At 53.5% G+C, this 23184-nt stretch carries 22 protein-coding genes and 1 pseudogene; 15 read left to right on the top strand and 8 right to left on the bottom strand.

Annotated elements, in window-relative coordinates:
* Positions 1 to 40 precede the first annotated feature (40 nt).
* Positions 41 to 715 carry a YitT family protein gene (locus RGB73_RS15540; protein WP_310763426.1) on the bottom strand — a complete coding sequence of 225 codons (675 nt, stop codon included), beginning with the start codon at positions 713 to 715 and terminating at the stop codon, positions 41 to 43.
* A gap of 249 nt (positions 716 to 964) precedes the next feature.
* Between RGB73_RS15540 and RGB73_RS15535 the strand changes: the two genes are divergently transcribed.
* Positions 965 to 1333, top strand: a complete 369-nt coding sequence (locus tag RGB73_RS15535; protein ID WP_310763425.1) for a DUF488 domain-containing protein — start codon at positions 965 to 967, stop codon at positions 1331 to 1333.
* An 89-nt stretch (positions 1334 to 1422) separates the two neighbouring features.
* A pseudogene (locus RGB73_RS15530) lies at positions 1423 to 3119 on the top strand (DUF6138 family protein).
* A 59-nt stretch (positions 3120 to 3178) separates the two neighbouring features.
* Here the strand turns inward: RGB73_RS15530 and RGB73_RS15520 are convergent.
* Positions 3179 to 4363 (bottom strand): NupC/NupG family nucleoside CNT transporter, encoded by a 1185-nt coding sequence (locus tag RGB73_RS15520; protein ID WP_310763421.1) that lies wholly within the window; start codon positions 4361 to 4363, stop codon positions 3179 to 3181.
* 225 nt (positions 4364 to 4588) lie between these two features.
* Between RGB73_RS15520 and RGB73_RS15515 the strand changes: the two genes are divergently transcribed.
* Positions 4589 to 5347 carry a TrmB family transcriptional regulator gene (locus RGB73_RS15515; protein ID WP_310763420.1) on the top strand — a complete coding sequence of 253 codons (759 nt, stop codon included), beginning with the start codon at positions 4589 to 4591 and terminating at the stop codon, positions 5345 to 5347.
* 50 nt (positions 5348 to 5397) lie between these two features.
* Here RGB73_RS15515 and deoD (RGB73_RS15510) read toward each other — a convergent pair whose 3' ends face one another.
* Both deoD (RGB73_RS15510) and RGB73_RS15505 read right to left on the bottom strand, forming a co-directional pair.
* The gene (gene deoD / locus RGB73_RS15510; RefSeq protein WP_310763419.1) at positions 5398 to 6108 is read right to left on the bottom strand and encodes a purine-nucleoside phosphorylase; all 711 of its coding nucleotides are present in this window, start codon (positions 6106 to 6108) and stop codon (positions 5398 to 5400) included.
* 51 nt (positions 6109 to 6159) lie between these two features.
* Complete coding sequence (locus RGB73_RS15505; RefSeq protein WP_310763418.1) at positions 6160 to 7338, bottom strand: MFS transporter; 1179 nt, start codon at positions 7336 to 7338, stop codon at positions 6160 to 6162.
* Positions 7339 to 7536: 198 nt separating this feature from the next.
* Between RGB73_RS15505 and RGB73_RS15500 the strand changes: the two genes are divergently transcribed.
* Entirely contained in the window at positions 7537 to 8214 is a 678-nt protein-coding gene (locus tag RGB73_RS15500; protein ID WP_310763417.1) for a tetratricopeptide repeat protein, read from the top strand.
* 42 nt (positions 8215 to 8256) lie between these two features.
* Complete coding sequence (locus RGB73_RS15495; RefSeq protein ID WP_310763416.1) at positions 8257 to 9801, top strand: SMI1/KNR4 family protein; 1545 nt, start codon at positions 8257 to 8259, stop codon at positions 9799 to 9801.
* A gap of 173 nt (positions 9802 to 9974) precedes the next feature.
* Here RGB73_RS15495 and RGB73_RS15490 read toward each other — a convergent pair whose 3' ends face one another.
* Positions 9975 to 11372, bottom strand: a complete 1398-nt coding sequence (locus tag RGB73_RS15490; RefSeq protein WP_310763415.1) for a hypothetical protein — start codon at positions 11370 to 11372, stop codon at positions 9975 to 9977.
* Between the two features lie 227 nt (positions 11373 to 11599).
* Here RGB73_RS15490 and RGB73_RS15485 point away from each other — a divergent pair, with 227 nt between their 5' ends.
* Both RGB73_RS15485 and RGB73_RS15480 read left to right on the top strand, forming a co-directional pair.
* A complete protein-coding gene (locus tag RGB73_RS15485) occupies positions 11600 to 12901 on the top strand; it encodes an AAA family ATPase (RefSeq protein ID WP_310763414.1) in 1302 nt (433 codons plus the stop codon).
* Positions 12902 to 12913: 12 nt separating this feature from the next.
* Complete coding sequence (locus RGB73_RS15480; protein WP_310763413.1) at positions 12914 to 14626, top strand: hypothetical protein; 1713 nt, start codon at positions 12914 to 12916, stop codon at positions 14624 to 14626.
* Between the two features lie 158 nt (positions 14627 to 14784).
* Here RGB73_RS15480 and RGB73_RS15475 read toward each other — a convergent pair whose 3' ends face one another.
* Together RGB73_RS15475 and RGB73_RS15470 are read right to left on the bottom strand one after the other, a co-directional pair.
* Positions 14785 to 15453 (bottom strand): YdeI/OmpD-associated family protein, encoded by a 669-nt coding sequence (locus RGB73_RS15475; protein WP_310763412.1) that lies wholly within the window; start codon positions 15451 to 15453, stop codon positions 14785 to 14787.
* 19 nt (positions 15454 to 15472) lie between these two features.
* The gene (locus tag RGB73_RS15470) at positions 15473 to 16351 is read right to left on the bottom strand and encodes a 5'-3' exonuclease (protein ID WP_310763411.1); all 879 of its coding nucleotides are present in this window, start codon (positions 16349 to 16351) and stop codon (positions 15473 to 15475) included.
* A gap of 249 nt (positions 16352 to 16600) precedes the next feature.
* Between RGB73_RS15470 and RGB73_RS15465 the strand changes: the two genes are divergently transcribed.
* The 7 genes from RGB73_RS15465 (at position 16601) to RGB73_RS15435 (ending at position 22081) form a co-directional block, all read left to right on the top strand.
* Positions 16601 to 16801, top strand: a complete 201-nt coding sequence (locus tag RGB73_RS15465; RefSeq protein WP_310763410.1) for an alpha/beta-type small acid-soluble spore protein — start codon at positions 16601 to 16603, stop codon at positions 16799 to 16801.
* 188 nt (positions 16802 to 16989) lie between these two features.
* Positions 16990 to 17244 carry a hypothetical protein gene (locus tag RGB73_RS15460; protein WP_310763409.1) on the top strand — a complete coding sequence of 85 codons (255 nt, stop codon included), beginning with the start codon at positions 16990 to 16992 and terminating at the stop codon, positions 17242 to 17244.
* A 92-nt stretch (positions 17245 to 17336) separates the two neighbouring features.
* A complete protein-coding gene (locus RGB73_RS15455) occupies positions 17337 to 18218 on the top strand; it encodes a M23 family metallopeptidase (RefSeq protein ID WP_310763408.1) in 882 nt (293 codons plus the stop codon).
* A gap of 14 nt (positions 18219 to 18232) precedes the next feature.
* Positions 18233 to 19048, top strand: a complete 816-nt coding sequence (locus tag RGB73_RS15450) for a GTP pyrophosphokinase (protein ID WP_310763407.1) — start codon at positions 18233 to 18235, stop codon at positions 19046 to 19048.
* 55 nt (positions 19049 to 19103) lie between these two features.
* Positions 19104 to 20324, top strand: a complete 1221-nt coding sequence (locus RGB73_RS15445; protein ID WP_310763406.1) for a D-alanyl-D-alanine carboxypeptidase family protein — start codon at positions 19104 to 19106, stop codon at positions 20322 to 20324.
* A gap of 193 nt (positions 20325 to 20517) precedes the next feature.
* The gene (locus tag RGB73_RS15440; protein WP_310763405.1) at positions 20518 to 21378 is read left to right on the top strand and encodes a hypothetical protein; all 861 of its coding nucleotides are present in this window, start codon (positions 20518 to 20520) and stop codon (positions 21376 to 21378) included.
* Between the two features lie 31 nt (positions 21379 to 21409).
* Positions 21410 to 22081: a glycosyl transferase gene (locus tag RGB73_RS15435; protein ID WP_310763404.1), complete on the top strand. Its 672-nt coding sequence runs from the start codon at positions 21410 to 21412 to the stop codon at positions 22079 to 22081.
* An 88-nt stretch (positions 22082 to 22169) separates the two neighbouring features.
* On the opposite strand, the gene RGB73_RS15430 is transcribed toward RGB73_RS15435, so the two are convergent.
* A complete protein-coding gene (locus RGB73_RS15430; protein WP_310763403.1) occupies positions 22170 to 22370 on the bottom strand; it encodes a DUF6366 family protein in 201 nt (66 codons plus the stop codon).
* A gap of 102 nt (positions 22371 to 22472) precedes the next feature.
* On the opposite strand from RGB73_RS15430, the gene deoD (RGB73_RS15425) reads away from it, so the two are divergent.
* Complete coding sequence (gene deoD, locus RGB73_RS15425) at positions 22473 to 23180, top strand: purine-nucleoside phosphorylase (protein WP_310763402.1); 708 nt, start codon at positions 22473 to 22475, stop codon at positions 23178 to 23180.
* The last annotated feature ends 4 nt before the right edge of the window (positions 23181 to 23184 follow it).

Here is a 23184-nt window from a genome sequence, read left to right as displayed (position 1 = left end):
GCAGGCAACTTGTCTTTTGTTTTGCACAAGAGCGGTCCTGTCATTTTTTCCGCCGTGTCCATTTGATCAGAACGATCGTCGGTCTGAAGGGCAGAGACGGAGGGGAATACGTGCAGATGCTCGTGACGATGCTCACCGTCAAAATCATGATGGTGGACAGAAGAAGCGGTTCGTCCGACATGGCAGCCGATCCGAGAACGATGATGAGAAAGTCGATGGAAAAAATGATGAATCCGACATTGATGGAAAATCGCTCGGAAAGGAAGAGGGCCAGCAAATCTGAGCCGTCTGTGCTGATTTTGTGACGGAGCATGAGACCGGAGCCCGAGCCGACCAGAATCCCGCCGATTACAGCGCAGATGAGAGGGTTCTCTGCGGATGCGAGGTAGACCCGGTCAGCGATGAAGTGGATCAAATCGATGCACATGGAAGACGCGACAAGCCCGTACACGCTCTTGTAAAAATAGGGGCGATGCCGGAACCAGGCATACGCGTAAACGGGCGCGCTGAACAAAAGAGTCATCCACCCCACATCGAGGCCCAGCAGGTAATGGAGGACCAAGGCGATTCCGATAAATCCGCCGTCCAAAAACTTGTGGGGGACCAGGAAAAAGTTGATGCCGATGGCCAACAGGAACGAACCGAGTGCGATAGCAGCTGATTTTGCGATGTGGATCACCCCCTTGCTCACATATGCTGCCGGGTCCTTATCCAAAACGAGACCCCTACCAATGAATGCAGGCATCGGTAGGAGTCACGGACGTGGCAGCTGCGGAGAACTCCATCGTCTGTATGTACTATGACTATGCCCTCTAGCGAACGGGCATGTCTGTTTCCTTTCACGACAGGGTTCGTCCACCGGGGAAAATGGGTTGCCCTCGCCAATAAAGGAATGGTAGGGTAAGGAAAGAAGTGGCAGGAGAGGTCGTTTTAACCGGAATCTAGCAGAAGGGCGGTGAAAGGAATGTACACCATCCATGTAAAACGAGTATATGACGAACCCAGCCATACGGACGGAAAACGTGTGCTGGTGGATCGCGTCTGGCCGAGGGGCATATCGAAAGAGCGGGCGAAGCTGACGATTTGGATGAAAGAAGTGGCTCCGAGTGCTCCGTTGCGGGTCTGGTTCGGCCATCGTCCAGAGCGGTTTGCTGATTTTAAAGCGCGTTATTTGGAGGAATTGGCGAATGAAGCCTTGCAGCCTTCACTAGCGCAGCTGCGAGACTGGGCAGCTGCTGACGGTATTACTCTCCTGTACGCCGCACGGGACCCGCACTGCAACAATGCCAAAGTCCTGCAGGAGTATTTGGAGAGCGGATTCGCGCCAAAGTAGCACAAAGCCCGGGGAGTATCGCCGTTTGATACCCATGTGCCACATGATCTTCCGGGCGAACGAGGGTGGGGAAGGGGACGAAGAGAGAAATGAATACCAACCACGATACGATTTTGGAGGAAATGAAGCAGGCGATCGACGATTGGTTTGCTTGCATCAGGGCCACGGATGCGGAAGCGATTGTGAAGCGGACGACTCTGCAAGCGGGATTGCATGACTACGCATTGCTGGAATACACAGATGGGAGGGCAAGCGTGACAGACATCCCGCTCGACTTTCCTTCGTCCGATCGGATGGGCGGATATGGAGAAACAGTCGGGGAGTTGACTGAGGACGAAGTGAGGAAGCAATTCATCCCGCAGCTTGCTGCCTATGTGCGGGAGAAGTTGGACAGCCTGTCCTCCACGGCGCTGATCGATTACCGCTTTACGTTTGCGGGGAAGTTTGCACACAAGGAGGGGGAAGTGGACCTCCCGATTCTCGTGTATGTCGATGACAGGAAACGAGAGCAGCTGCTGCAAGCGATCTGCGCGTATATCCAGACGAGGCTCGATACGGGGAACCATCCGACGAAGCCATTGGAGACGTTTTTTCTTTCGCGGCATTTGCTCGATGACGGGTTGTTTCCCGAGCTGGAACCGCAGAGGATCATTTCCTTGTTCGACAGAATCCTTGAATTAAATAGAGGAAATCGGGAGCGGCTGGCCGAACACAGCGGATACATAGGCCGAGCCTTGCAGGACTGGGTGGAGGAAACCTTTCTCCCCCGCTATTTCGAACGGCAACAAACCCCGTGGCGATCCAGCGAGTATACGAAAAAAATCGGGGTTAGCCTGGAAGATGACAAGGAAGGGCAGATCGACCTGCTGCTTTACACCGCCGTCTGGATCTTGCGGTATGAGCCTTCCTACATGAGAACCAAAGGGATTGGTTTTCTGGAACGAGCCGTAGAACTGGGCAACAAAAAGGCATCCCGTTTCATGAAGGAAGGCAGCGGTGTTTTACCCGTTGAATTGGCGTCAAGACGAGATGAGCTTGTGGAGTGCCAGGCGAACGACGTTTTTGCCACGGTCACGATTGTCATCAAGCAGGAAGCGGAGGAAAGCTATCGGCGTGCGTTGCGTTTTCTGGTGAATTTGTTGAAGCAAGGGTTTCCGAAGAGCTACATGATTCAGCTGAAATCGGGCGCCAAACAATTTTTGCCTGTAAAAGGGCTGGCGAAGTCGGGGACTCATCGCTTTTTTGCCAATGCGCTGGCCTATCCGAATCTTTACCCCCTTCTCGAGGAGTATGCTCGCGAGGCGATGGAGCCGTTTGAATGGTATGGGGATGCCGAAGGGGAAAAAAATTGCATGCCTGGCACGTATGCCGTTTTTGGCCTCGGTTGGCGGATCGACACTACTTTCCCCTTGTGGAGGCATACATGGGAATGGTCGATGAAGAGCATCAATCCGTTCAAGATCAGTTCACGACGGCATTTCTGGAGAAATACGGCGTGTGTGCGGAAACGGTATCCGCTTTGGTGACCTGCATGCGCCATTGCTCGGATTCCTGGAGACCAAAAATGAAGACTGCATGGGAGTCGGAAGAGAGCATCGGGCTGCTGCTTGCACAGGTGCGTGGGCGAGAGTCCCATGAAGTGCAGCGCCTTCTCGAACTGATTTGGGGCGGTGTCGATAAACTTGCGGCCGCCGCTGCGAAGGCCAAAGGGGTAAAAGCAGACCTGTTGACCGAGCTTGTTGAAGCGGCAGGGAACAGACAATCGAGGCGCAGGCTTCCCGGCTGAACAGGGCTTCCGCAAAAAAACAGGCACACCAAGGTGCCTGTTTTTGGTTTGCTCTCTGTTTACAAAAAGACGCCGACAATAGTCGCGGACAGCACAGAGGCGAGCGTCGAGCCGAGCAGCAGCTTCAGGCCGAATTTGGCTACGAGATCCCCTTGCCGTTCATGAAGCGCTTTGACGGAGCCCGTGATGATCCCGATCGAGCCAAAGTTGGCGAAGCTGACGAGGAAGACGGACACGATCCCGACTGTTTTCGGGGATAGGCTGCTCGCCATATCTTTGAAATTCAGCATGGCGACGAACTCATTGGTGACGATTTTGGTAGCCATGACGCTTCCCGCTGAAACGATCTCGGGCTGGGGAACCCCCATCAGGAAGGCGACCGGTGCAAAGATATACCCAAGCACGTCTTGGAATGAGATGCGGAAAATCAACAGGAAGATTTCATTGATCAGATTCATCAAGGCGATAAAGCCGATCAGCATCGCAGCGACAATAACCGCGACTTTCAATCCATCCATGATGCTTTCACTGATCATCTGGAAGAAGGCAGGCCTTTTTTCCTCCTCCTGCGGTTCGATCAGATCCTCTTCCTCCGTCAATTTGTACGGATTGATGATATTCGCCACGATCAAGGCGGACAAGATGTTCACCACGATGGCTACCACGACGTACCTCGGGTCGAGCATCGTCATGTAGGCCCCGACGATTGCGATGCTGACCGCACTCATGGCAGACGTGCACAGGGTATACAGACGCCTGCCGGAGACGAGTCCCAGCTGCTTCTTCGCTGTGAGGAACACTTCGGATTGACCGAGAAAAGCGGAGGAGACGGCTATGTAGTTTTCCAGCTTGCCCATTCCGTTCAGTTTGCTGAGCACGAGACCTGTCCATCGAATCAGGAACGGCAAAATCTTGAAGTAATTGAGAATGCCAATCAAGACTGAGATGAAAATGATAGGAAGAAGGACATCCAGGAAGAATGTCGACTTGCCCGCGTTTTCCAGGCCGCCAAATACAAAGTCGACCCCGCTGATTCCCAGCTTCATCAGCGTGTCGAAGGCTTTGGAAATAAACAGGATCAGATCGATCCCGATCCCGGTATTCAGCAGGAGAAACGCCAGCACGAGCTGGGTGATAAGCATCGCGATAATCGGCTTGTATCTGATTCCCCTCCGGTGATGGCTGACGGCGTAGCCGATCCCAAAAACGAGCAAGAATCCCGTCAACAAAAAGACAATATTCATGGCACGAACTCCCATCCTTCGGTGATGTGCAAGACTCTTTCGCATTCCATTGCTGTTGAGAGAGAAGTGCAACCATTTAGAATTATAGTTACTACCTTTAGAGTAACCATTTAACAGATTACCTAGAACGCTGTCGCATGTCAATTCGGGAGAGGCATTGGCTTTCCCGCCACTCATGTTTTATGATAGGTAATAAATATCCAGTTGATACGGGCAGGAGGAAGCATGTTACAAAAGTTTGGTTTTTCTCAGTATGAGAGCAAGGTTTTCGAAGCGTTGGTAACGAGCGGGGAGCCGCTTGACGCTACGAAGATCGTCAAGCTTTCCGGGGTTCCGAAAGCCAAGATATACGAAGTGCTTTCGCGAATGATCGAGAAAGGCATGGTCCTGGACTCTTTGTCGGAAAAGAAAAAACTGTACAGCGCGCTGCCCTTGCCGCTCGCCATTGAGAAATTGACAGCAGAATTCCAGGACAATATCAAGCAGCTGAAAATCCAGTCCAGCAAAAAATCCGTTTCCGAGGATTTGGTATGGAGTCTGAAAGTAGACTCGTCGATTCGGGTGCAAAGCAGACAACTCATTCAAGACGCGAAGAGCTCGGTTCGGATCTCCGCGTGGAAGGACGACCTGGTGGAATACTTGCCGCTGCTGGAACAGAAAGAGGCAAATGGCGTGGACGTGGAGGTGCTGGTGGTAGGATCGTTGAAGCCGAACATCGCGAAAGTCCATACCCTCATCCCTGCGGAGGAGCATCACACGCTGGAGCGCTTCCGCCTGATCATCGTCGACGAGCGGGAAATTATCTTCGCCTGTGAAGAAAATCGATCCTGGCAAGCGATCAAAACGATGTCCAAGCCGTTTGTAAAAGTGTTTACCGAATTTTTCTACCACGACCTTGCACTCGCGAAAATCAGCCGCAAACACCACGATCTCATGATGAGCGATGACGAGATCAGAAACATCCTGATGCAGCTGCGTTATTGACCCGCATGCAAAAGGGATCTGCCACCCATGTGCAGATCCCTTTCCTTGTTTCACGATTTTCGAGTGATCGCTTCCAATGCCATGACGATCATATCCTGGAAGGTCGTCTGGCGTTCTTCCGCAGTCGTTTCCTCTCCGGTGAAGATGTGGTCGCTGACAGTCAGGATCGACAATCCGCTTACGCCGTACTTTGCAGCGAGCGTATACAGGGCGGTCGTTTCCATCTCCACGGCCAGGACTCCGTACTCTCCCAGCTTTCGCACGGGCTCCATACTGTCACGGTAAAACACATCGGCTGTCAGCACGTTGCCTACCCGGACCGGCAGACCTTTTTCCATCCCCGTATCATAGGCTTTTTTCAGCAAATCGAAGCTCGCGCAAGGGGCGAATTCAAACCCCGGGAAGGTCAGGCGGTTCATGTTCGAGTCTGTACAGGCCGTCATGGCGATGATGACGTCCCGCACCTTTACGTCCTTCTGGATCCCTCCGCATGTGCCGACGCGAATCAGATTCCGTACGCCGTAGTCGCGAATCAGCTCGTTCACGTAGATGGAAATGGACGGGATGCCCATACCTGTCCCTTGCACAGAGACTCGTTTCCCCCGGTAGGTTCCCGTGAAGCACAGCATGCCTCTCACCTGGTTGTAGCAAGTCACGTCTTCGAGAAACGTCTCTGCGACGTATTTGGCGCGCAGAGGGTCGCCTGGCAAAAGGATGTCTTCGGCGATTTCGCCAGGTTTGGCTTGGATATGCGTACTCATGAATGAACCGTCACGGACGAGGGAGCCTCACCCGTGGCGGCTTTCACCTCCTTAGTTGGAAATCTTGGAAATCGTTTGACCGAGTTTGACCGTGGAAGGCCGGGTGATGGAAAAAGCGGCGCAAATAAACGAGATCAGGACAAACAATCCGCCAACCCATGGGGTGTCTGCGACGGAATGGTGCTCGATGACAAAACCGCCGACTCCCGAACCGAGGGCAATCCCGAGATGCAGGGCAGTTGTGTTCAACCCTTGCTGGATCTCGTAAGATTCAGGGGCGGTTTCAATCAGGTAATTTTGCTGGGCAGGTGTGATGGCCCAGCTCAGCATGCTCCAGAGAATCATGACGACGAGAAACAGGGATAGCGAAAAAGAGACCGCCGGAATGAGAAACATCACCAATGCAAACGAAGCGATAATCGTTAAGATGCTCTTGGCGGAGCCCCACTTGTCTGCTGCCCAGCCCCCGACACCTCCTCCCATGACAGCCGAGATCCCGAAGATGAAATAGACGATGCTGACCCAGCCGGACGAGAGGTGCAACTGGCTTTTGACATACGGCGTGAAGTAGGCGTAAAGCGTCAAGTGTCCGGTCAGCATAAAGGCGGATGTCAGTTGGGCGCTCACAATCTTCGGTTTCCTCAGAGTGAGCAGCTGCTGTCTGAGCGGTATCATCGGCTTTGGCGGTATGTTCGGCAACCAGGCGTAAATGCCGACCATGGAAGCGAGAGTCAAGACAGAGATCAGGAGAAACGGAGCTCGCCAGCCGAACGCATTGCCGATGACAAGTCCAAGCGGAACGCCCAGTACCAATGATCCGCTGACGCCCATGAAAATGATGCCGATCGCTCTGGCGCGGTACTCTTGCTTCACGATGGAAGAAGCGATCGTGATGGAGAGCACGATGATGAGCGAACCGCTCGACGCGGATAAGATCCGCCCCAGCATCAATATCGAGTAATGCGGGCTGAAGGTGGAAATGACGCTCCCGATCAGGAATACGGCCATCGTCCAAAGGTACAGGGCTTTCCTTTCGACTCTCGCCGTTGCGGTCAGAAGCAGCGGTGCAGAAATCGCAAAGACAATCGAAAACGCGGTAATCAGCCAGCCAGCTGTGCTGATGGAAATGTTCAGGTCTTGCGCCACTACATCCAGGATTCCGCCGATGATCAGCTCTACGGTGCCTACGACAAACGCAGCGATGGCCAGGATGTATATTTTCGTATCCACTACGGCATGCAAACCTCCTGTCGGAATGTATTTAGGTTACTACTGTTATAGTAACCTATAACTATTTTGTCAACAAGCCCAAAGATGGAGGTCTCTATGCTGCTAAGCTTGACGAAACGTGCCAGCTAACAGGATTTGACATTTCCCGAGGCAGCCACCTATAGTAATAGGAAAAACAGAGGATTGAGGGAGAAATCGTTGGGGAAATTTGTATTGTTTTCGCTGTTGTGGTGGCTGACGGGAAATCCTTTGGCTGCGTTGCTGATCATTCTCGTGCTTTTGTACCTGCTGGATCTTCGCTTCATCCGGCTGCTTCCCGACTTTACCAAACCGATCAGGCGGTGGAGACGCTTGTCCGCTCTTCAGAGCCAGCTGCGCCTCAATCCGCACGACACGCCTGCGAAACTGGAAGCTGCCCGTCTGCATATGGAGAAGCGGCAGTACAAGGAGGCCCTTTCCTATCTGGACGGCATTTCATCTGTCATGCGGGATTCGCCCGAATATTTGTGCGACAAAGGGATCTATCTCTTACAGGTAGGACGTATGGAGGAGGGAGTGGATTTGATCGAACAGGCTTTGCAAATCAATCCACGCGTCCGATACGGAGAGCCGTACCTGCGGATGGGCGAGGAATATGCGAGACAGCAGGAAAGGGAGAAAGCCCTCGCCTGCCTGGAAGAGCTGGCACAGATAAACATGTCCTCCTGCGAGGTCTATTTCAAGCAGGGTGTCCTTTACGATGAACTGCAGCAAAAGGCGAAGGCCAAGCAATCATTTTTAGAGGCGATCGACGTATACCGCGGATTGCCCAAGTATAAGCGCCGCACGGAAAGGCGGTGGGCGCTATTGGCTTGGTTTCGCAAAACCATCGGATGAGAACGAGACGAATTTTGGAAGGATCAAGGAGGAAGCGTAGGGATGAAAGCGCTGCTGAATGAAATCATTGAACATTTGAAAGATACCCTTCCCAACCTGGCTGCTTTCTTCAATCCCCCCGCAACACAGGAGGAGCTTCGCAAAGCGGAAGAGGAGCTGGGTTTTTCGCTGCCGGCAGAGGTGCGGGAGCTGTATTTGATCCATAACGGCGAGCGAGAGGGCGGGCCGGGCTTGTTTTTCGGCCTGCCATTCCTGTCCGTGGAGGAAATGATGGCGGAATGGAAAATCTGGGTGGGGCTCGAGGAGGAATACGCGTTCATGGGCGAGCACGATTCCGTCCCCGCCCGCTGGATCAAGGAGAGGTACATCAATCGCTACTGGCTGCCCATCAGCAGAGACTGGGGAGGTAACCACCTCGGAATCGACATGGATCCGGATGAGTTTGGACAAGCAGGTCAGGTGATCAACTTCGGCCGGGACGAAGAGGTCAAGTATGTGATTGCCCGCTCCGTCACGGATTTGCTTCGATTCATCCGCGATACGGCAAAGCAAGGGAACTTCAGCATCCATCAGGAGGAAGACAGCCTGTATTGGAGCTTTGGCAGAGAGGACAACCTCCATTTTCTCGATGCGATCCGCAAATTGGACTTGCCTGTACTAGATCCAGTCTGGGAAGAGTCCGCTGTGAAAGATGCGGAGGGATGGCTGGCGGGGCTTGACAGCGTGTGGAGAGACCGAGTGTTGCAAAGGAGCGGAAGCGCGGAGGCTTTTCTTCGGGCGAAAAGACTCTTGTTTATAAACGAGGGCTTGACCAACATCGTCCCTCTGGGAGACTGCAAGGAAGTGCGCGAGTTGGTGCTGAGCGCCAACGAGATTCGTTCGATCGAGCCGCTCCGCGGTTGTACGCAGTTGAAGCGGTTGTATTTGGGGAAGAATCCCGTATCCGACCTGCGGCCTCTTCAAAAGCTGCAGCACCTGCGTATGCTGTATGTGGCGGACACAGCGGTCGAGGATCTTTCCCCGCTCGAGAACCTCTCCTCCTTGCAGGAGCTGCGCTTTCCTCGTGCGCCGATCCGAGATTATTCTCCCCTTCGACAGATGCCGGGCTTGCGCGCGGTAGAGGTAAGCCAGCCGGATCGGGAGCAGCTGCATATCCTGTTTGGGCTTCCGCGGATAGAAAAACTGACCATCGCCGGGCTTAGGGATGTAACGGCAAAGGACCTGGGTCAATTGGGATCGCTTCCGAATCTGCGCGAGCTGGAGCTGGAGGATGTTTGTCTGGAAAATCTAGCGTTCTTGCACAATTGCCGCCAGCTGAAACAAGTGAAGCTGGTCCATTCCACCGTGAACGATATATCTGCCTTGTCCAGACTCGAATCCTTGACCACCCTCGAGTTGAACGGGTGTCCCGACGTAGGGGATGTGGAGGAGCTGTCCCGTTCGACCTCTCTACGTAAAATCGCTGCATCCTATCAACAGTTTTCGCTGTTGAAAGACCGTTTTGACCGGAAAATCGACTTTTCGACGATGACAGGAAACATGACAGATGAAGAGAAGGAAATCTGGTACCGGTACTTACGGGAGTAGCTTTCCAGGATCAGCAAGGAAAACAAGGGCATGGAGAATACGTTTTCCCATAAGCTCATACAAGTTGGTCTCCTCCAAACAGACCGCGGGTACAAGTGCAGGTGGGAGCTGCCAAAACAGAAGGATAAAAGGCGTCTGGATGCATCATGCCAGGCGCCTTTTGATTGCTGTCCCTACAAGAGGAACATGGCAACGATCGTGGTCACAAGTAAACCGATCGCAACCGGGTACAAATTCCGTCTCGCCAGTTCGAACGGGTCGACACCGCAAATGGCTGCAGCAGGAATCAGTGCCCAGGGGATGATCGTTCCGCCGCCGACCCAGATGGCTGCGATCTGCCCAAGAGCAGTCAGTGTTGCGACACCGGAGCCCAGCGCAGTCGCGAATAATTGCGCAAGGGATCCTGCGAGGGTAATTCCGGAGAAGCCGGAACCATCCAAGCCTGTGATCACTCCGACAGCAGTCAAGGTCAGAGCCGCGATTTCCTTGCTGATCGGGATCGTATGGGCTAGCGCGACACCCAAGTCGTTGACGATTCCGTGGGAGCCCGCTGGAAGCACTTCGCCGAATACGGTGACAAAACCGCTGTCCCCCATGTAAAAAAATGCGGCGATGGGAATGACAGGTCCGAACACTTTGAATCCAAACTGAAAGCCTTGGATCAGGTGGGTGGTGACCTGCTCGAGCCCTTCTTGTTTGTGGGCGAGCATCGTGGCCGCAATCAGGATCAGGAGGGCAGTGCCGCCGACAAGTGCGGTCGCATCCCCTCCGCGCAAATCAAAAGCGAACATGGCGATGACATCGAGAAGAAACAGAATCGGAACAGCAGCCGCGAGTGTACGGCGGACTGCGGCGGGAAGCGGCACTTTGATCGAGGCGAATATCCCGTCGGGAGCTGAGGTCGCTTCGGATGGCGACGGGATATTCCCGATTTTCATATCTTTTCGCAAATACCAGAAAGCTGCGATCGTCGTGACGACCCCCATGACAATCACGAGGGGGACGCTCGCCGAGATGACGTCCTGTACGGGGATGCCTGCTGCTTTCGCGGTCAAGGTGGGGGCTCCCTGGATCACAAAGTCTCCGGACAGGGCGATCCCGTGCCCAAACAAGTTCATGGCGATCGCGACACCGATCGCGGGCAGGCCGGCACGCAATGCCACAGGCAGCATGACGGCTCCGATCAGCGCGACGCCAGGGGACGGCCAGAAAAACCAGGAAATGACCATCATGACAAGCCCGATCACCCAATAGGCGAGTGAGGGGGTGCGGATCAAGTGCGTCATCGGTCGAATCATCGTTTCGTTCACGCCCGTATCCGTCAGGACGTGGCTCATCGCCACGATGATGCAAATGACCAGGATCGTGGGCAACAGTTCGGTGATCGCGTAAATGAAACTGCCGAACACGCCGCCGATAGCGGTGGTGATTGATCCGGTTGCCACCAACCCGAGAGCGGCAATTCCGACGATGCTGATCAGACTGGTATCGCGCCGCAGAACCATCAATAGGATAATGCCAAGCACAAACAGCACGTAGACGCCATGCAGCCAAGCAAGCTCAATCCCCATGTGCAAACCCTCCTTTTATGCTTGTTTCGGTCTGGGATTCCTTTTGCCACAACATATGCGAGACAGTGGGCATGGGTGAGAGCGGAGGCTGCGGGCATTCCTTTCGAAAACTGGCATTTTTGACCACAGTATGCGACTATAAAATGAGACATTTTATCCATAGTTGCGATCTTAGCACGAAGGGGGACAGGTGCTCCGGCACACTTGCTTGCGGGCACCACATGCCAATGAACACACCAACCGCGATTCAACGAAAAGTGGAACAAGCCATTGCGCTATTGGAGCGCCGCTTTCTGGAGCGAAATGAATTGATTCGACTGCTGATGCTGGGCATGCTCAGCGGGGAGAACGCGCTATTGATCGGGCCTCCGGGAACTGCGAAATCCCAATTGGCTCGTGCCTTTTCGCAGCTGTTTGGCACCGAGCATTGGTTCGAATATTTGTTGACGCGTTTTACGACACCTGATGAGCTGTTCGGACCGGTATCCTTGCAGGAGCTCAAGCGAGACCAATACGTCCGGAAAACGAGCGGCTATCTGCCGGCTGCCCAGTTTGCCTTTCTCGACGAGATTTTCAAGGCGAACAGCGCCATTCTCAACGCGCTGCTCTCCATCCTAAACGAGCGCGTTTACTTTAATGGGAGAGAGCGGGAAGCAGTGCCGCTGCAGTTTTTGATTGCGGCCTCGAACGAACTGCCAGACGATGACGAACAGCTGGCCGCCTTGTACGACCGCTTTTTGGTTCGCTATGAGGTCGGTTATTTGCAGCTCGCTTCCAGTTATGAAAAGATGTTCTCTTTGCCGAAATCGCAGCTTCCGGTGGTCTTCTCCTTGTACGACATCAGCGATATTCAGGCCGCAGCGGCACAGGTGGACATACCGGAAGCGATCATCTACTTCCTGTACCGGGTGAAGCAGGATATGGAAGAAAAGGAATACCGGCTTTCCGATCGCCGCTGGAGCAAAATCGCCAACGTCTGGAAAACGTCAGCCGCTTTGCACGGACGGGAGCTGGTGTCGATATGGGATACGGTCTACACCCCGCACATGATGTGGGATGTCCCGGAAGATCTACCGGTGATGCGGGAGCTGTTTGAACGACAGTTTACGGAAATGCTCAAGGCAGAGCTGGAAAATGACCTGCCGCTTCGCAAGTTTTCCCAGATCGCTGAAAAATGGACGACCAGGGAAGCGGATCTGCACGCCTTTCAATTCAAGAAAGAAGTCGGAGCGAAAATGGGCAGGGAAGCGCTGGAGAGGAATCGCCAGCTTTTGGAAGAGTGCCGTTCGGAAGTGGAAGAAACCGCACGCGATCTGCGCAATCGCCTGCTCCAGTGGCAAAAGCGGGAAGGAGATCTGGAAGCGTATGTCTTAGAAAAGAACCGGCTCATTCACAACCCCGAGACCTACACGGTGAAATACGCGTACCTGCGAATCGAAGGAGAGCGGATCCTGCAGCAGCTCCAGAAGACATACCGGACCGTATTCGACCAGGAAGTTCCCGGCACGGAGTACGACTACACACGATAGGAGATGGGAGCCGTGATCATTCGCGCCAGTCGTGTGGACCGGTATTTGTTTGATACGTACCTCGCTTCTTCGCGAACGGCCCAGGAATGGGTACGGGAGGCGAGTGCGCGTGCTTCCTGGTTTGATCTCGAGCTTCTGGCGGATTTTTTTCTCGTCTTTTACCTGGAAAAACCGGAAATCGACCTGTCGCAGGAAGCGAATCCGTTTCACCATTGGATGATTCGGACGCTCATGAAGCAGTACTTCACTCGTATGATACACCCGCGGACGGTTGGGCAGGAGAGCGCCGCCTTCAAGACAGCCATCAAAGCTTTGCTGTGGCTGACCCAAACATTCGCGGAGGAAGTCAAACAGCGCGAAAAAGACCAACAGCTCTCCCCGCTGGTGGCTGGGCTTCAGGAGAAGAAAGGACAAGAGGGCACACAGGAAGCCCGCCTCTCTGAGTTTTTGACGGACAAGCAGATCGCCAAGCTGCAATTGGTCGGCTACACCCTCCAGCAAGGAAAGCGCATGGTGGAGGACAAGCAAGAGGCATTGGACACCAAACCGCTGGTGCGAGCGGAAATCCTCGCATTGCAAGAGCGGATCCGCGGACTCCGGGAAGAGATGAGCACCCAGTTTACGAAGCGATCCAAGCTCATGCAGAAGGTAAAAAAGCTGGAAGAGGAACTGGCGCAAAAAGAAAAACAACTGGACCGCCTGCAAAAGCAGGAGCGGGAGGCAATCGCTGCGTTCGAGAGCGAATTGGGACAATGGCTGGAGAGGTCGTTGAAGCAATCGTTGTCGGAGGAAGAGCTGGATACGCTGTTTGTCGAGGAGCTGTTTACCGCCAGCCAGCGATTTGCGAACCGCAGTTGGGGGCATGATCTAGGCAAGCTTCGTCGACAGAGCTTTGAACAGTATCTCAAATGGGTGGAAAAACTGAAGCGGCACCCAGAACTGGTGGCGTTCCTGCAGGAAGTGGGGCGCAATGTCCACCTTTTCCGTGTCAAACGCAAAGAAATGCGATCGCGGCATCTTCCGGAGGAATACTACGACCTGCGCCAATCCGGTGACGTCGCGCATATGCTGCCGACTGACGCCGTGCTGCTGGCAGATCCGGACTATGAAACGTACTTCATGCTGAAATGGGTGGAACAGAAGCTGATGACCTACGATACTTCCGGATGGGTAGAAGAACCGCCGAAAGGACCCGTCATCTGCATGCTTGATACGTCCCATTCGATGAGGGGTCCCAAGCTGCGGCTGGCGCAGTTGTTCGTGATGACCTTCGCAGCTCTCTCGATGCTGGAAAAGCGAAATTTTGTCCTGCTCTTGTTCGGTGCGAAAGGCGAATTGCGCGAACAAGCGCTTTTTCACAAAAAACCGGACTGGCCGGCTTTTTACAGTCTGGCGCAGATGGCCTTCGGCGGAGGGACGCATTTCGATTCTCCGATGAAACGGGGCATCGAGCTGGTGAATGAAGACAAATCACTCGCAGGCGCCGACTTCGTGATGGTGACGGATGGGGTGGGAGGAATCTCCCCGTATGTGCAGGAGCAGCTGGCTGAGCTGGGAAAACGGAAAAACGTTCGGCTGCACAGCCTGATTATCGGCTCAGCCCGACAGCATTTGGTCCAGACCTACGACATTATGGGCGTGTCCCACCGCGTTCGTTTTGCCACTTCGTGGGAGACGGAAGAGAAGGAGACGAAGGGGATGCTGCTGGATGTGTTCCAGCATTGACGAGCCCCTTGGAGGAATCTGGCTCCTCCCCCGCGGCTGGCAGCCATTTATTTGCTCTCCATGGCTTTCTTTTGTCGTCCACTTCGGCAACAAAATAAAAAGCATCCCTGCATGGCCACGATCGGTCATGGCCATGGGATGCTTTTTTCATGGTTGAATTAGCGGAAAGGACTTTTCAAGCCTTGCTGCAACCGCTCGATAGTTTTGGCGATTCGATCCGTCCGCGTCTGCTCGCGTTTCGCATCGGTAATCCAGCGCACGTACTCCTTGCGGTGCGTATAGGCAAGCTGGTCGAAAAACGTCTTCGCTTCGGGATGCTTGTCCAGCTCGTCCTGCAAATCGCCGGGTACGGTTACGACGCGCTCTTGCGTGGAAGCGGACGAAGATGTGGATTCCTTTACGCGAGACGAGCGCGGATTTTTCACGAGCTCGATCGGGCGAAACCGCATCGCGGACCACGTATCGTCAACCGAGACGAGCGCAATGCCTTCAAGCCCCGCCTCTGCGATTGGCTCCCAGCCTTGATCGCGATGGATGTCGGTTTTGATTTTGGACGTTTTTTTCGGATAGGCGATCCAGAGAAGCCCATCCTTTTCCACAGAAGAAACAGCGAGGCGCGACCATTCCTTCAATTCGGCAGCGCTTTTGACAAACAGCAGTACGAGCTCAAATGAGGACTTCACGGCAGATTCCGGGTCGTTTGCGCTTGTCAGGGCACCCTCTTCCGAAGCGGGCATCAGCTGAACGAGATGCTCTTTTGGGGCGTTCAGCAGGAGTAAGTTCATTCCCGGCTTCCAGCGCAATTTTTTAGCCAAATCGGTATTCATGTTCCATTCCCATCCTCTATTAGCCGACCCGGGTCGCCAGGCTGCGGCCGAATTCCAGCTCGTCGAATTTGCTGCGGACAACCGCGCTGTCGTATTCCCATGCGGCTTCCTCCAGCGAAAATTCGATCGGCACATCGCGGATGATCGTCGCCAGCTTTTTGCTCAAATAGACTTGCTCGCGGTGCTCTTCCAGCTTGCTGCGCATTTTGACGGTGCAGCTGTCCAGATTGGAGTATAGGCGTTCCAAATCACCGTGTTCCACAATCAGTTTCGTCGCTGTCTTTTCGCCGATACCCGGGCAGCCCGGAATGCAATCGGAGGCGTCACCCATCAACGCTTTGACATCCACGACCTGCTCGGGAGCAATTCCGCGCAGGCTCTGCAGGCTCGCCGGATTGTAGTGCTCATGCTTCCCGCCGTTTTTGAGGATTTTGACGCTGACGAGGTCAGAGACGAGCTGGAGGCTGTCGTAGTCCCCGGTGGCAATCACTACTTGATGTCCGTCCGCTGAAAGGGTCGTGCTTAGTGTGCCCAAAATATCGTCGCCTTCATATCCGGGGCAGCCGAGATTGGGAATGGAAAAGGCAGCCGTCACTTCCTTGACGAGATCGAACTGCGGGATCAGCTCGTCGGGAGGTGCTTGTCGATTGGACTTGTAGCCGTCATACCACTGGCTGCGCACGAGGGATTCGCGCGAGGCGACGTCCCAGCCCACCACCAAGTGGGTAGGCTTTACCAGGTCTGCATAGTCAAGCATCATTTTGGTGAAGCCGTAGACGGCATTCGTATAGACGCCTGTGGTTGTCTGGCGATATCCGCCTCCCCAGGCAGAAGCGTAAAAAGCGCGAAACAAAAAGCTCATTCCGTCAATGAGCAGAATTTTTCCGGATGGATTCACGATGGATACTCCTCTCGTTACCTACTTTACGCAAACATTATAGCACATGGTCCAAGCAACACCTTGTCAGAATTTACATTTCCCCCGGGACGTATGGATGAGAGAGACGGAGGGATGATAGTACCACAAGAGGTCAATGCCCCTCTTGAACACCCAAAACATCTTCCGGTCTCGACCGGCGGGAAGCAAATGAGCTGACGGTTCAACCCCGTCCCGGAAGACAAAAAACGCGACAGGAGGAATTCAATCATGGCGAACAACGGTGGCAGCAGCAACAACCTGCTAGTTCCTCAAGCGAACCAAGCTCTGGATCAACTGAAGTATGAGATTGCATCCGAATTCGGTGTAAATCTCGGCGCAGACACTACTTCTCGTCAAAACGGTTCTGTAGGTGGAGAGATCACCAAGCGTCTGGTGAGCTTCGCAGAATCCCAAATGGCAGGCCGCTAAGCCTTCCTCTCCTAACAAGTAAATAGCTGGATGACGGAAAGGTCCCTAAGCGGGGCCTTTCTCTTTGTCTGATTTCCGCCCTTTATTTATCATCTAGTGCAAACACACAAGCATATTCGCGGACTAGTCATATGGTGTAACGAACAAATAACTACGTACGTTTGTACACCGAAAGGAGGAGGTCCGCGATGAAACGGAAAGAAGTGAAGCGGCTGCTAAAGGAGCACCCGGAATTTGAATCGTGGCTGAAGGAAGATGAAGCCCGGGTCAAAGAGGTCCGCCGCAATCCTGGGGCAGCCGAAGATCTGTTCAAACGTTGGAACGATCGCAAAAAGGGCAGACTCGATTTCGATAGCATCTCGCAAAAGACAAGACGTGCAAGCGAGATGCTTAGCGGCGTGCAATCCATCATGGATATGATGGCCGATTACACCAAAAAATGAGAAACCATTGGAGAAGGCTAGCTGCACAGCCTTCTTTTTCTTTTTCCTTTCCTTTCGTCTTTTGATATACTGGAAATTGGGAGGGAACGGCTATGTTACAATCGATGGTCGGTTTCATGCTGATCACTGCCCTGACACTGTTGTCCGGGACAAGCACTTACAGCAAGGAAATCATCGAAGAAGCACATGTTCAGTACCAAAAACAGCAGACGCCTTTGACCGTGTTGCCAGGAACAACGTATCCAGGCGACGTTATTTTTGTGCGCAGCAATCGGGAACAATCGGTCACGCTCTTTTCCAAGACGTACCGCCTGTTGCCTTCCCAAGGAGAGTATGCCCGTTTTATTCCCGTACCATTTGACGCCAAACCCGGAACCTATCAAATCCAGTCAGCAAATAAAAGCGCTTGCGTCCCGGTGACGATCGCTCCTAAAAAATTTGCCGTTGACGTTTTGACGGTAAGCAAACAGCTAAATGACATGCGTCAAGATACCAATCGAATCAATGCGGATCAGAAAAAGATCAACGCCGCCCGCTCCCGTTCGGCTGAGGTGCCTTACTTTACCGATGCGTTCATCCAGCCGGCTGTCGGGACGCTGACCACTCCGTACGGCTATCAGCGTGTGGTAAACGGAGTGCCGGCGAACCGCCATTCTGCGATCGATATCGCCAACAAGACCGGCACCCCCATCTGGGCCAGCAACAACGGCAAAGTAGTCTTGGCCGATTCCCTGTACTTGACGGGTAATACAATCATCATCGATCACGGTATGCAAGTCTTTTCCATTTACGCGCATATGTCCAAGCTGGAGGTCAAAGCGGGCCAGGAGGTTAAACAAGGACAAGTCATCGGGCGAATGGGCACGACCGGCTTTTCTACGGGTCCCCATTTGCATTACGGAATGTTGATCGGGAACACCTATGTGAACCCGCAGCCTTTCTTTGAGGCATCGCCTTTCCAATGGAAGCAATGAGAGGTGCAGGAACCATGAGAATTTCACACGTGCCAAGCAAAGTTTTGAACAATATGGTGCACTTCTTGGCACCTTATGAGCAAGCAGTTGATGAATTGAAACTGAAATTGAAAGGGATCAAATACGGATTTCAAAAGAGCGGCCGCTACTCGCCGATTGAGTTCGTAGTGGGCCGCGTCAAAAAAGTGGATAGTTTGATTAAAAAGGCGAAAGAAAAAGGGATCGATTTTCAACATGACAACTGGCAGGAGCGTGTCGCTGGGGAAATTTCCGACATCGCCGGCCTCCGCGTCGTCTGCCGCTACGTTGACGATGTACGCGAAGTGCAGCAGCTTCTCCAGGAACGGGAGGACATCGTCATTCACGATGTCAAGGACTACATCGCTTCGCCAAAAGATTCCGGGTACCGCAGTATTCACATGATTGTATCGTATACGGTGTATCACGGCAGCGAAAAGATTACACTGTTCTGCGAGATTCAAATCCGGACGCTTGGAATGAACTTCTGGGCGACCAATGAACACGAGCTGCGCTACAAATACGCCGGGAATATTCCGAAGGATGTGCTGGAGCAATTGCAGGAAGCTTCCGTCATCACGCATCAGTTGGACGTCCTGATGAACAATTTGCGTCAGGAAATTTTGACTCCTGCTGAGGTAGACCCGACGCTGGAGGACAAGCTGGAGGAAATCTTCTCCCTGTATGTAAAGCAGGATCTGGAATCGGCTGCCGCCTTGTACCGCGAGCACGTCAGCGGATTTGAAGAGGCGTTTGCAGACAATCCGAAGTTTAAAATGATTTACGATTTGTTGGGAAAACGACTGGGGTAGGAACTGATAGGGCAAGATGGAAAAATAGCGACAAGTATGGAAAGGAACCGACTACATGCGTTTTCTTCTTACGTACCTTTTCGTTGTTGCCGTGGCTCTATGGAGTCCCGGTGCACCTGTGGCTTTCGCGGAGGACACGTCAGGCCTTTCTGCCGACGAGCTCAACGGAGAGTCAGCCATATTGATTGACGCTACGACAGGACAAGTCTTGTTTGAAAAGAACCCGCACGAAAGGCTGTACCCGGCAAGCATCACCAAGATTGCCACCGGGATATACGCCATCGAAAACGGGAACCCGGACGATATCGTCACCGTCTCCAAAAAGGCGCGTTATGAAGAAGGAACCCGCGTCTATTTGGGAGAAGGGGAGCAGGTTTCCCTTCGCAAGCTGGAGTACGGACTCTTGATGCACTCGGGTAACGACGCCGCTACGGCGATCGCGGAGCATATGAGCCAGACGACGGAGCGTTTTGCGGAGCAGTTGAACGCCTATTTGCAGGAAAAGGTCGGGGTGACGGAGACGCATTTCGCCAATGCCCACGGCCTGCACGACCCGAATCACTACACAACCGCCTCCGATATGGCGAAAATAGCACGATACGCAATGACGAATCCGACCTTCCGGGAGATCGTCGGAACGAATCGCTTGCCATGGAACGGCCGGGAGTGGAAATCCGAGCTCATCAACCATAACAAGCTGCTTCGTGATTACGAAGGGGCGACGGGGATCAAAAACGGCTTCACGGACCAGGCGATGCACACGCTCGTCGGTTCGGCCAAACGGGGAAACACCGAATTCATCGCGGTGACCATGAAGGCGGCGGCCAGCGCTTACGCCTACAAAGATGTCACCAAAATGCTCGACTACGGCTTCGCTCATTTTGAAACCAAGCAAGTGGCGCCTGATGGGAAAGCGTATACGCGTGCAGCCGTACCCGGTGATGCAAACGTCATTACGTATACCACAATGGACGACTTGTACGCGTCGGTCCCAAAAGGAACAGAGCCGCTGATCCAACTCACGGACTATGGACAACTGTCCGTGCAAGCAGGGAATCTCACTGTCACCTATCCGCTGCTAAGGCACGATCCGCCGACACCGCCGGAAGATCAAAAAGCGATCGCCGCTCCCTCTTTGAAGGAGCACCCAGCCATCGGGTACGGTCTGCTCTTCGTGTGGCTCGGGTTAAACCTCTTCATGCTCCTCTTCACGATAAGCAGAATGCGCAAAATGAGGAGAATACGCAGGCGAGATTTGCAGCGGCGCGCTTACTGAAGACAACTGATAACAGGACGAAGGAGCTGCTTCCTTCGTCCTGTTTTTTCGTGTTCAGACCAGGCGGCAGCATGATCCTTCGGACGGACATGGCCTTGCGCCAACTTTTCCTCCTGATCGGAAACGCCGTGTCCACTTTGAAGAAAATTGCGTACTCTAAGGAAAGAACCATTATTGGCGAGGGGGAAGCGAGATGGACAGCTTTTCAACCGAACGCCCCGAGTTGTCCGTCGTCATCCCGCTTAGCGGTGATGGCAAAGGGCTTCTACTTATGCTGGATCACCTGAATCATCTCACCCAATCTGTAGAAGTCATCCTGATCTGTCCCCCGATGCCCCGCTTCTCCGGTCCGCAGACTCATGCACCGTGGGTCCGTATCGTCTCAGATGAACGTTTCCATACGTACGATGAAGGCAGAGCGATCGGAGCGTGTCATGCGAAAGGAGAGTCTGTCCTCTTTTTGGACGAAAGGGTCGTCATCCCCCCGCTGCTGCTCAAAGCGTACATGACTGCCCTGAAAAACGGTGCGGACGTCGTCGTGACCATGGCAGGCACATCTGGTGCAAATAGAAGGAATGGGGTCTTGCCCAATGCATACCGCTTGCTCAACCACTTGCTAGGGAGGGCGGATCTTGGCGCCGGAACGATGTCACGAGTGCCGTATGGCTGCAGTCGCAAGGCTCTCGGTGTCTTGGGCTGCGAATCACTCGCCACGCCCCCTGCAGCGTTTGTCAAAGCCGTTCTGGAAAAGCTGGTCGTGGTTGGCGTTGAGCCGAAGCCTGCTTTGCAGTGGGAAAAAGGTGCTGCATATCCATTGAAAAAAGGGAAACATCGTATCCTGCGCGATCATGCGGTAGCCATCCAACTCTTGCTGCAGAGGTTGGGTAAACGAGGCGGCTCGCCGGATGGAGATCGCTACCGCTCTCTTTTACATGTTCCCGGGACGCTGCATTTGCGCTCGGTTTACTATCAACCACCCAGGGAAGATAGAGGGGGGAGCAGGGATGGGAAACGAAAAAAGAAATCGGCAAAAGGCCGCCGTAAAAAAACATAAAGGTATATCTTATGCGCAGCGGGTCGAGAATATGGATCGACTCAGCGTCATTATCTCGGTCCAGCAGGATGAAAAGACGATCCAGAGACTGCTCTACCAGGTGGGGAGATTGTCTCCCAAAGAAACGATTTTGGTCATCCATGGGAGCAAAGACCGTTCCATCGACATCATCCTGAACAATTCCTCATGTGCTAGCACTTGCTACATTTACCCGTTTCCCTTGGGGGAGGAGCTCTGGCGTTCCGTTGGCGCCAAAGAAGCGACTGGAGATGTCTGGCTGTTTCTCCAGGCCGGTGAAGTGATTGCGGCAGAAGACATGCTCCCATTCATCCAGGCCTGTTACCAGGGAGTGGATATTGCTTTGCGCAAAAGGCAGACGATGAACGGGAGCTGGACTGTCAGCTTGGCCAGGGCATATGTAAACAGTCTGTTCGAGAAGGAGCGATTGGGGACTTCCTCCATGAGCGATTTGCCCTATGCGATGACACAGCGTGCATCGGTCGAGATCGGCGTCGATCAGTTGTTTGTGCCGCCGCTTGCCCAGGCGATCGCGCTTCGGAAAGGACTGCGAGTCGAGGCGGTCCACTTGCTTACGGGAACAGTCAGGGGGATTCGCGCGAGCAGGGAGAGAGAGAGGACTTGTCTGGGAGATCATCTGGAAGCTGTCGCCTATTGGACGGAGCAGCACCGTGATGGTCATTGAGAAGGGAAAGAACAGACTGCTTGACAAGAATCGGAGGAGGAGACGGATCCATGCGGGGAGCCATGTTTCCTCCATGTCTGTTTTGCGGTCACCCAGGCAAGCTGCAATAACGCATGATCACGAGACTGATTAGAATGACGGCGAGGACAAGCACCTTGGACAAGCAGCCTCCTCGTGCCAACTCATGTGGGGAGCCCATTTCGGCCTGATCAATCGCATCGCGCAATCGGCCGCTGGGAAGGCTCTCGTGCTCCTTGTTTCTGAGTGTTTCACGCTCGTAGTCGCTCATTTCGGCCTCCTTTCACTCGTGTTCAAGTTTCGTTTTGCAATGTTCGGCTTTTATAGTACCATATCATGGTAAGCCATTTTTCGAAAGCAAAGGAGAAACGCTATGAGTATCCATATTGGAGCAAAGCAAGGTGCTATTGCTGAAACCATCCTGCTTCCGGGTGATCCGCTGCGGGCCAAATACATCGCAGAAACGTTCCTGGAAGGAGCAGAATGCTATAACAACGTACGGGGCATGCTGGGCTTTACCGGGACCTATAAGGGCAAACGGGTATCCGTGCAAGGGACAGGCATGGGTGTGCCGTCCATTTCGATCTACGTGAATGAGCTGATGCAATCGTACGATGTGCAAAATCTGATTCGTGTAGGCACATGTGGAGCTATCCAGGAAGATATCAAGGTGCGCGACGTCATCCTCGCGATGAGCGCTTCTTCCGATTCTCAAACCAATCGGCTGCTGTTTAACCAGATCGATTTTGCCCCAACGGCCAGCTTTGATTTGTTACATAAAGCGTATCAGGTGGCAAGCGAGCGAAACCTGAATGTCAAGGTGGGCAACATCTTTACCAGCGACAGCTTTTACCGTGAGAGTCTCGATCTGTACAAGAAGCTGGCTGCCTATCAAGTACTGGCTGTAGAGATGGAATCATCCGCTCTCTATACGCTGGCTGCCAAGTACAAGCGCAACGCCCTGTCCATTCTCACCGTGAGCGACCACATCCTTACGGGAGAAGAGACGACCGCCGATGAGCGCCAGACGACCTTCAACGAGATGATCGAAGTGGCATTGGATGCGGCTCTGCTAAAGTAATCAT

Source organism: Brevibacillus brevis (assembly GCF_031583145.1).
Taxonomy (GTDB): domain Bacteria; phylum Bacillota; class Bacilli; order Brevibacillales; family Brevibacillaceae; genus Brevibacillus; species Brevibacillus brevis_E.
The sequence above is the reverse complement of the archived record's forward strand: the minus strand, read 5'-3'. Positions and strand labels throughout refer to the sequence as shown.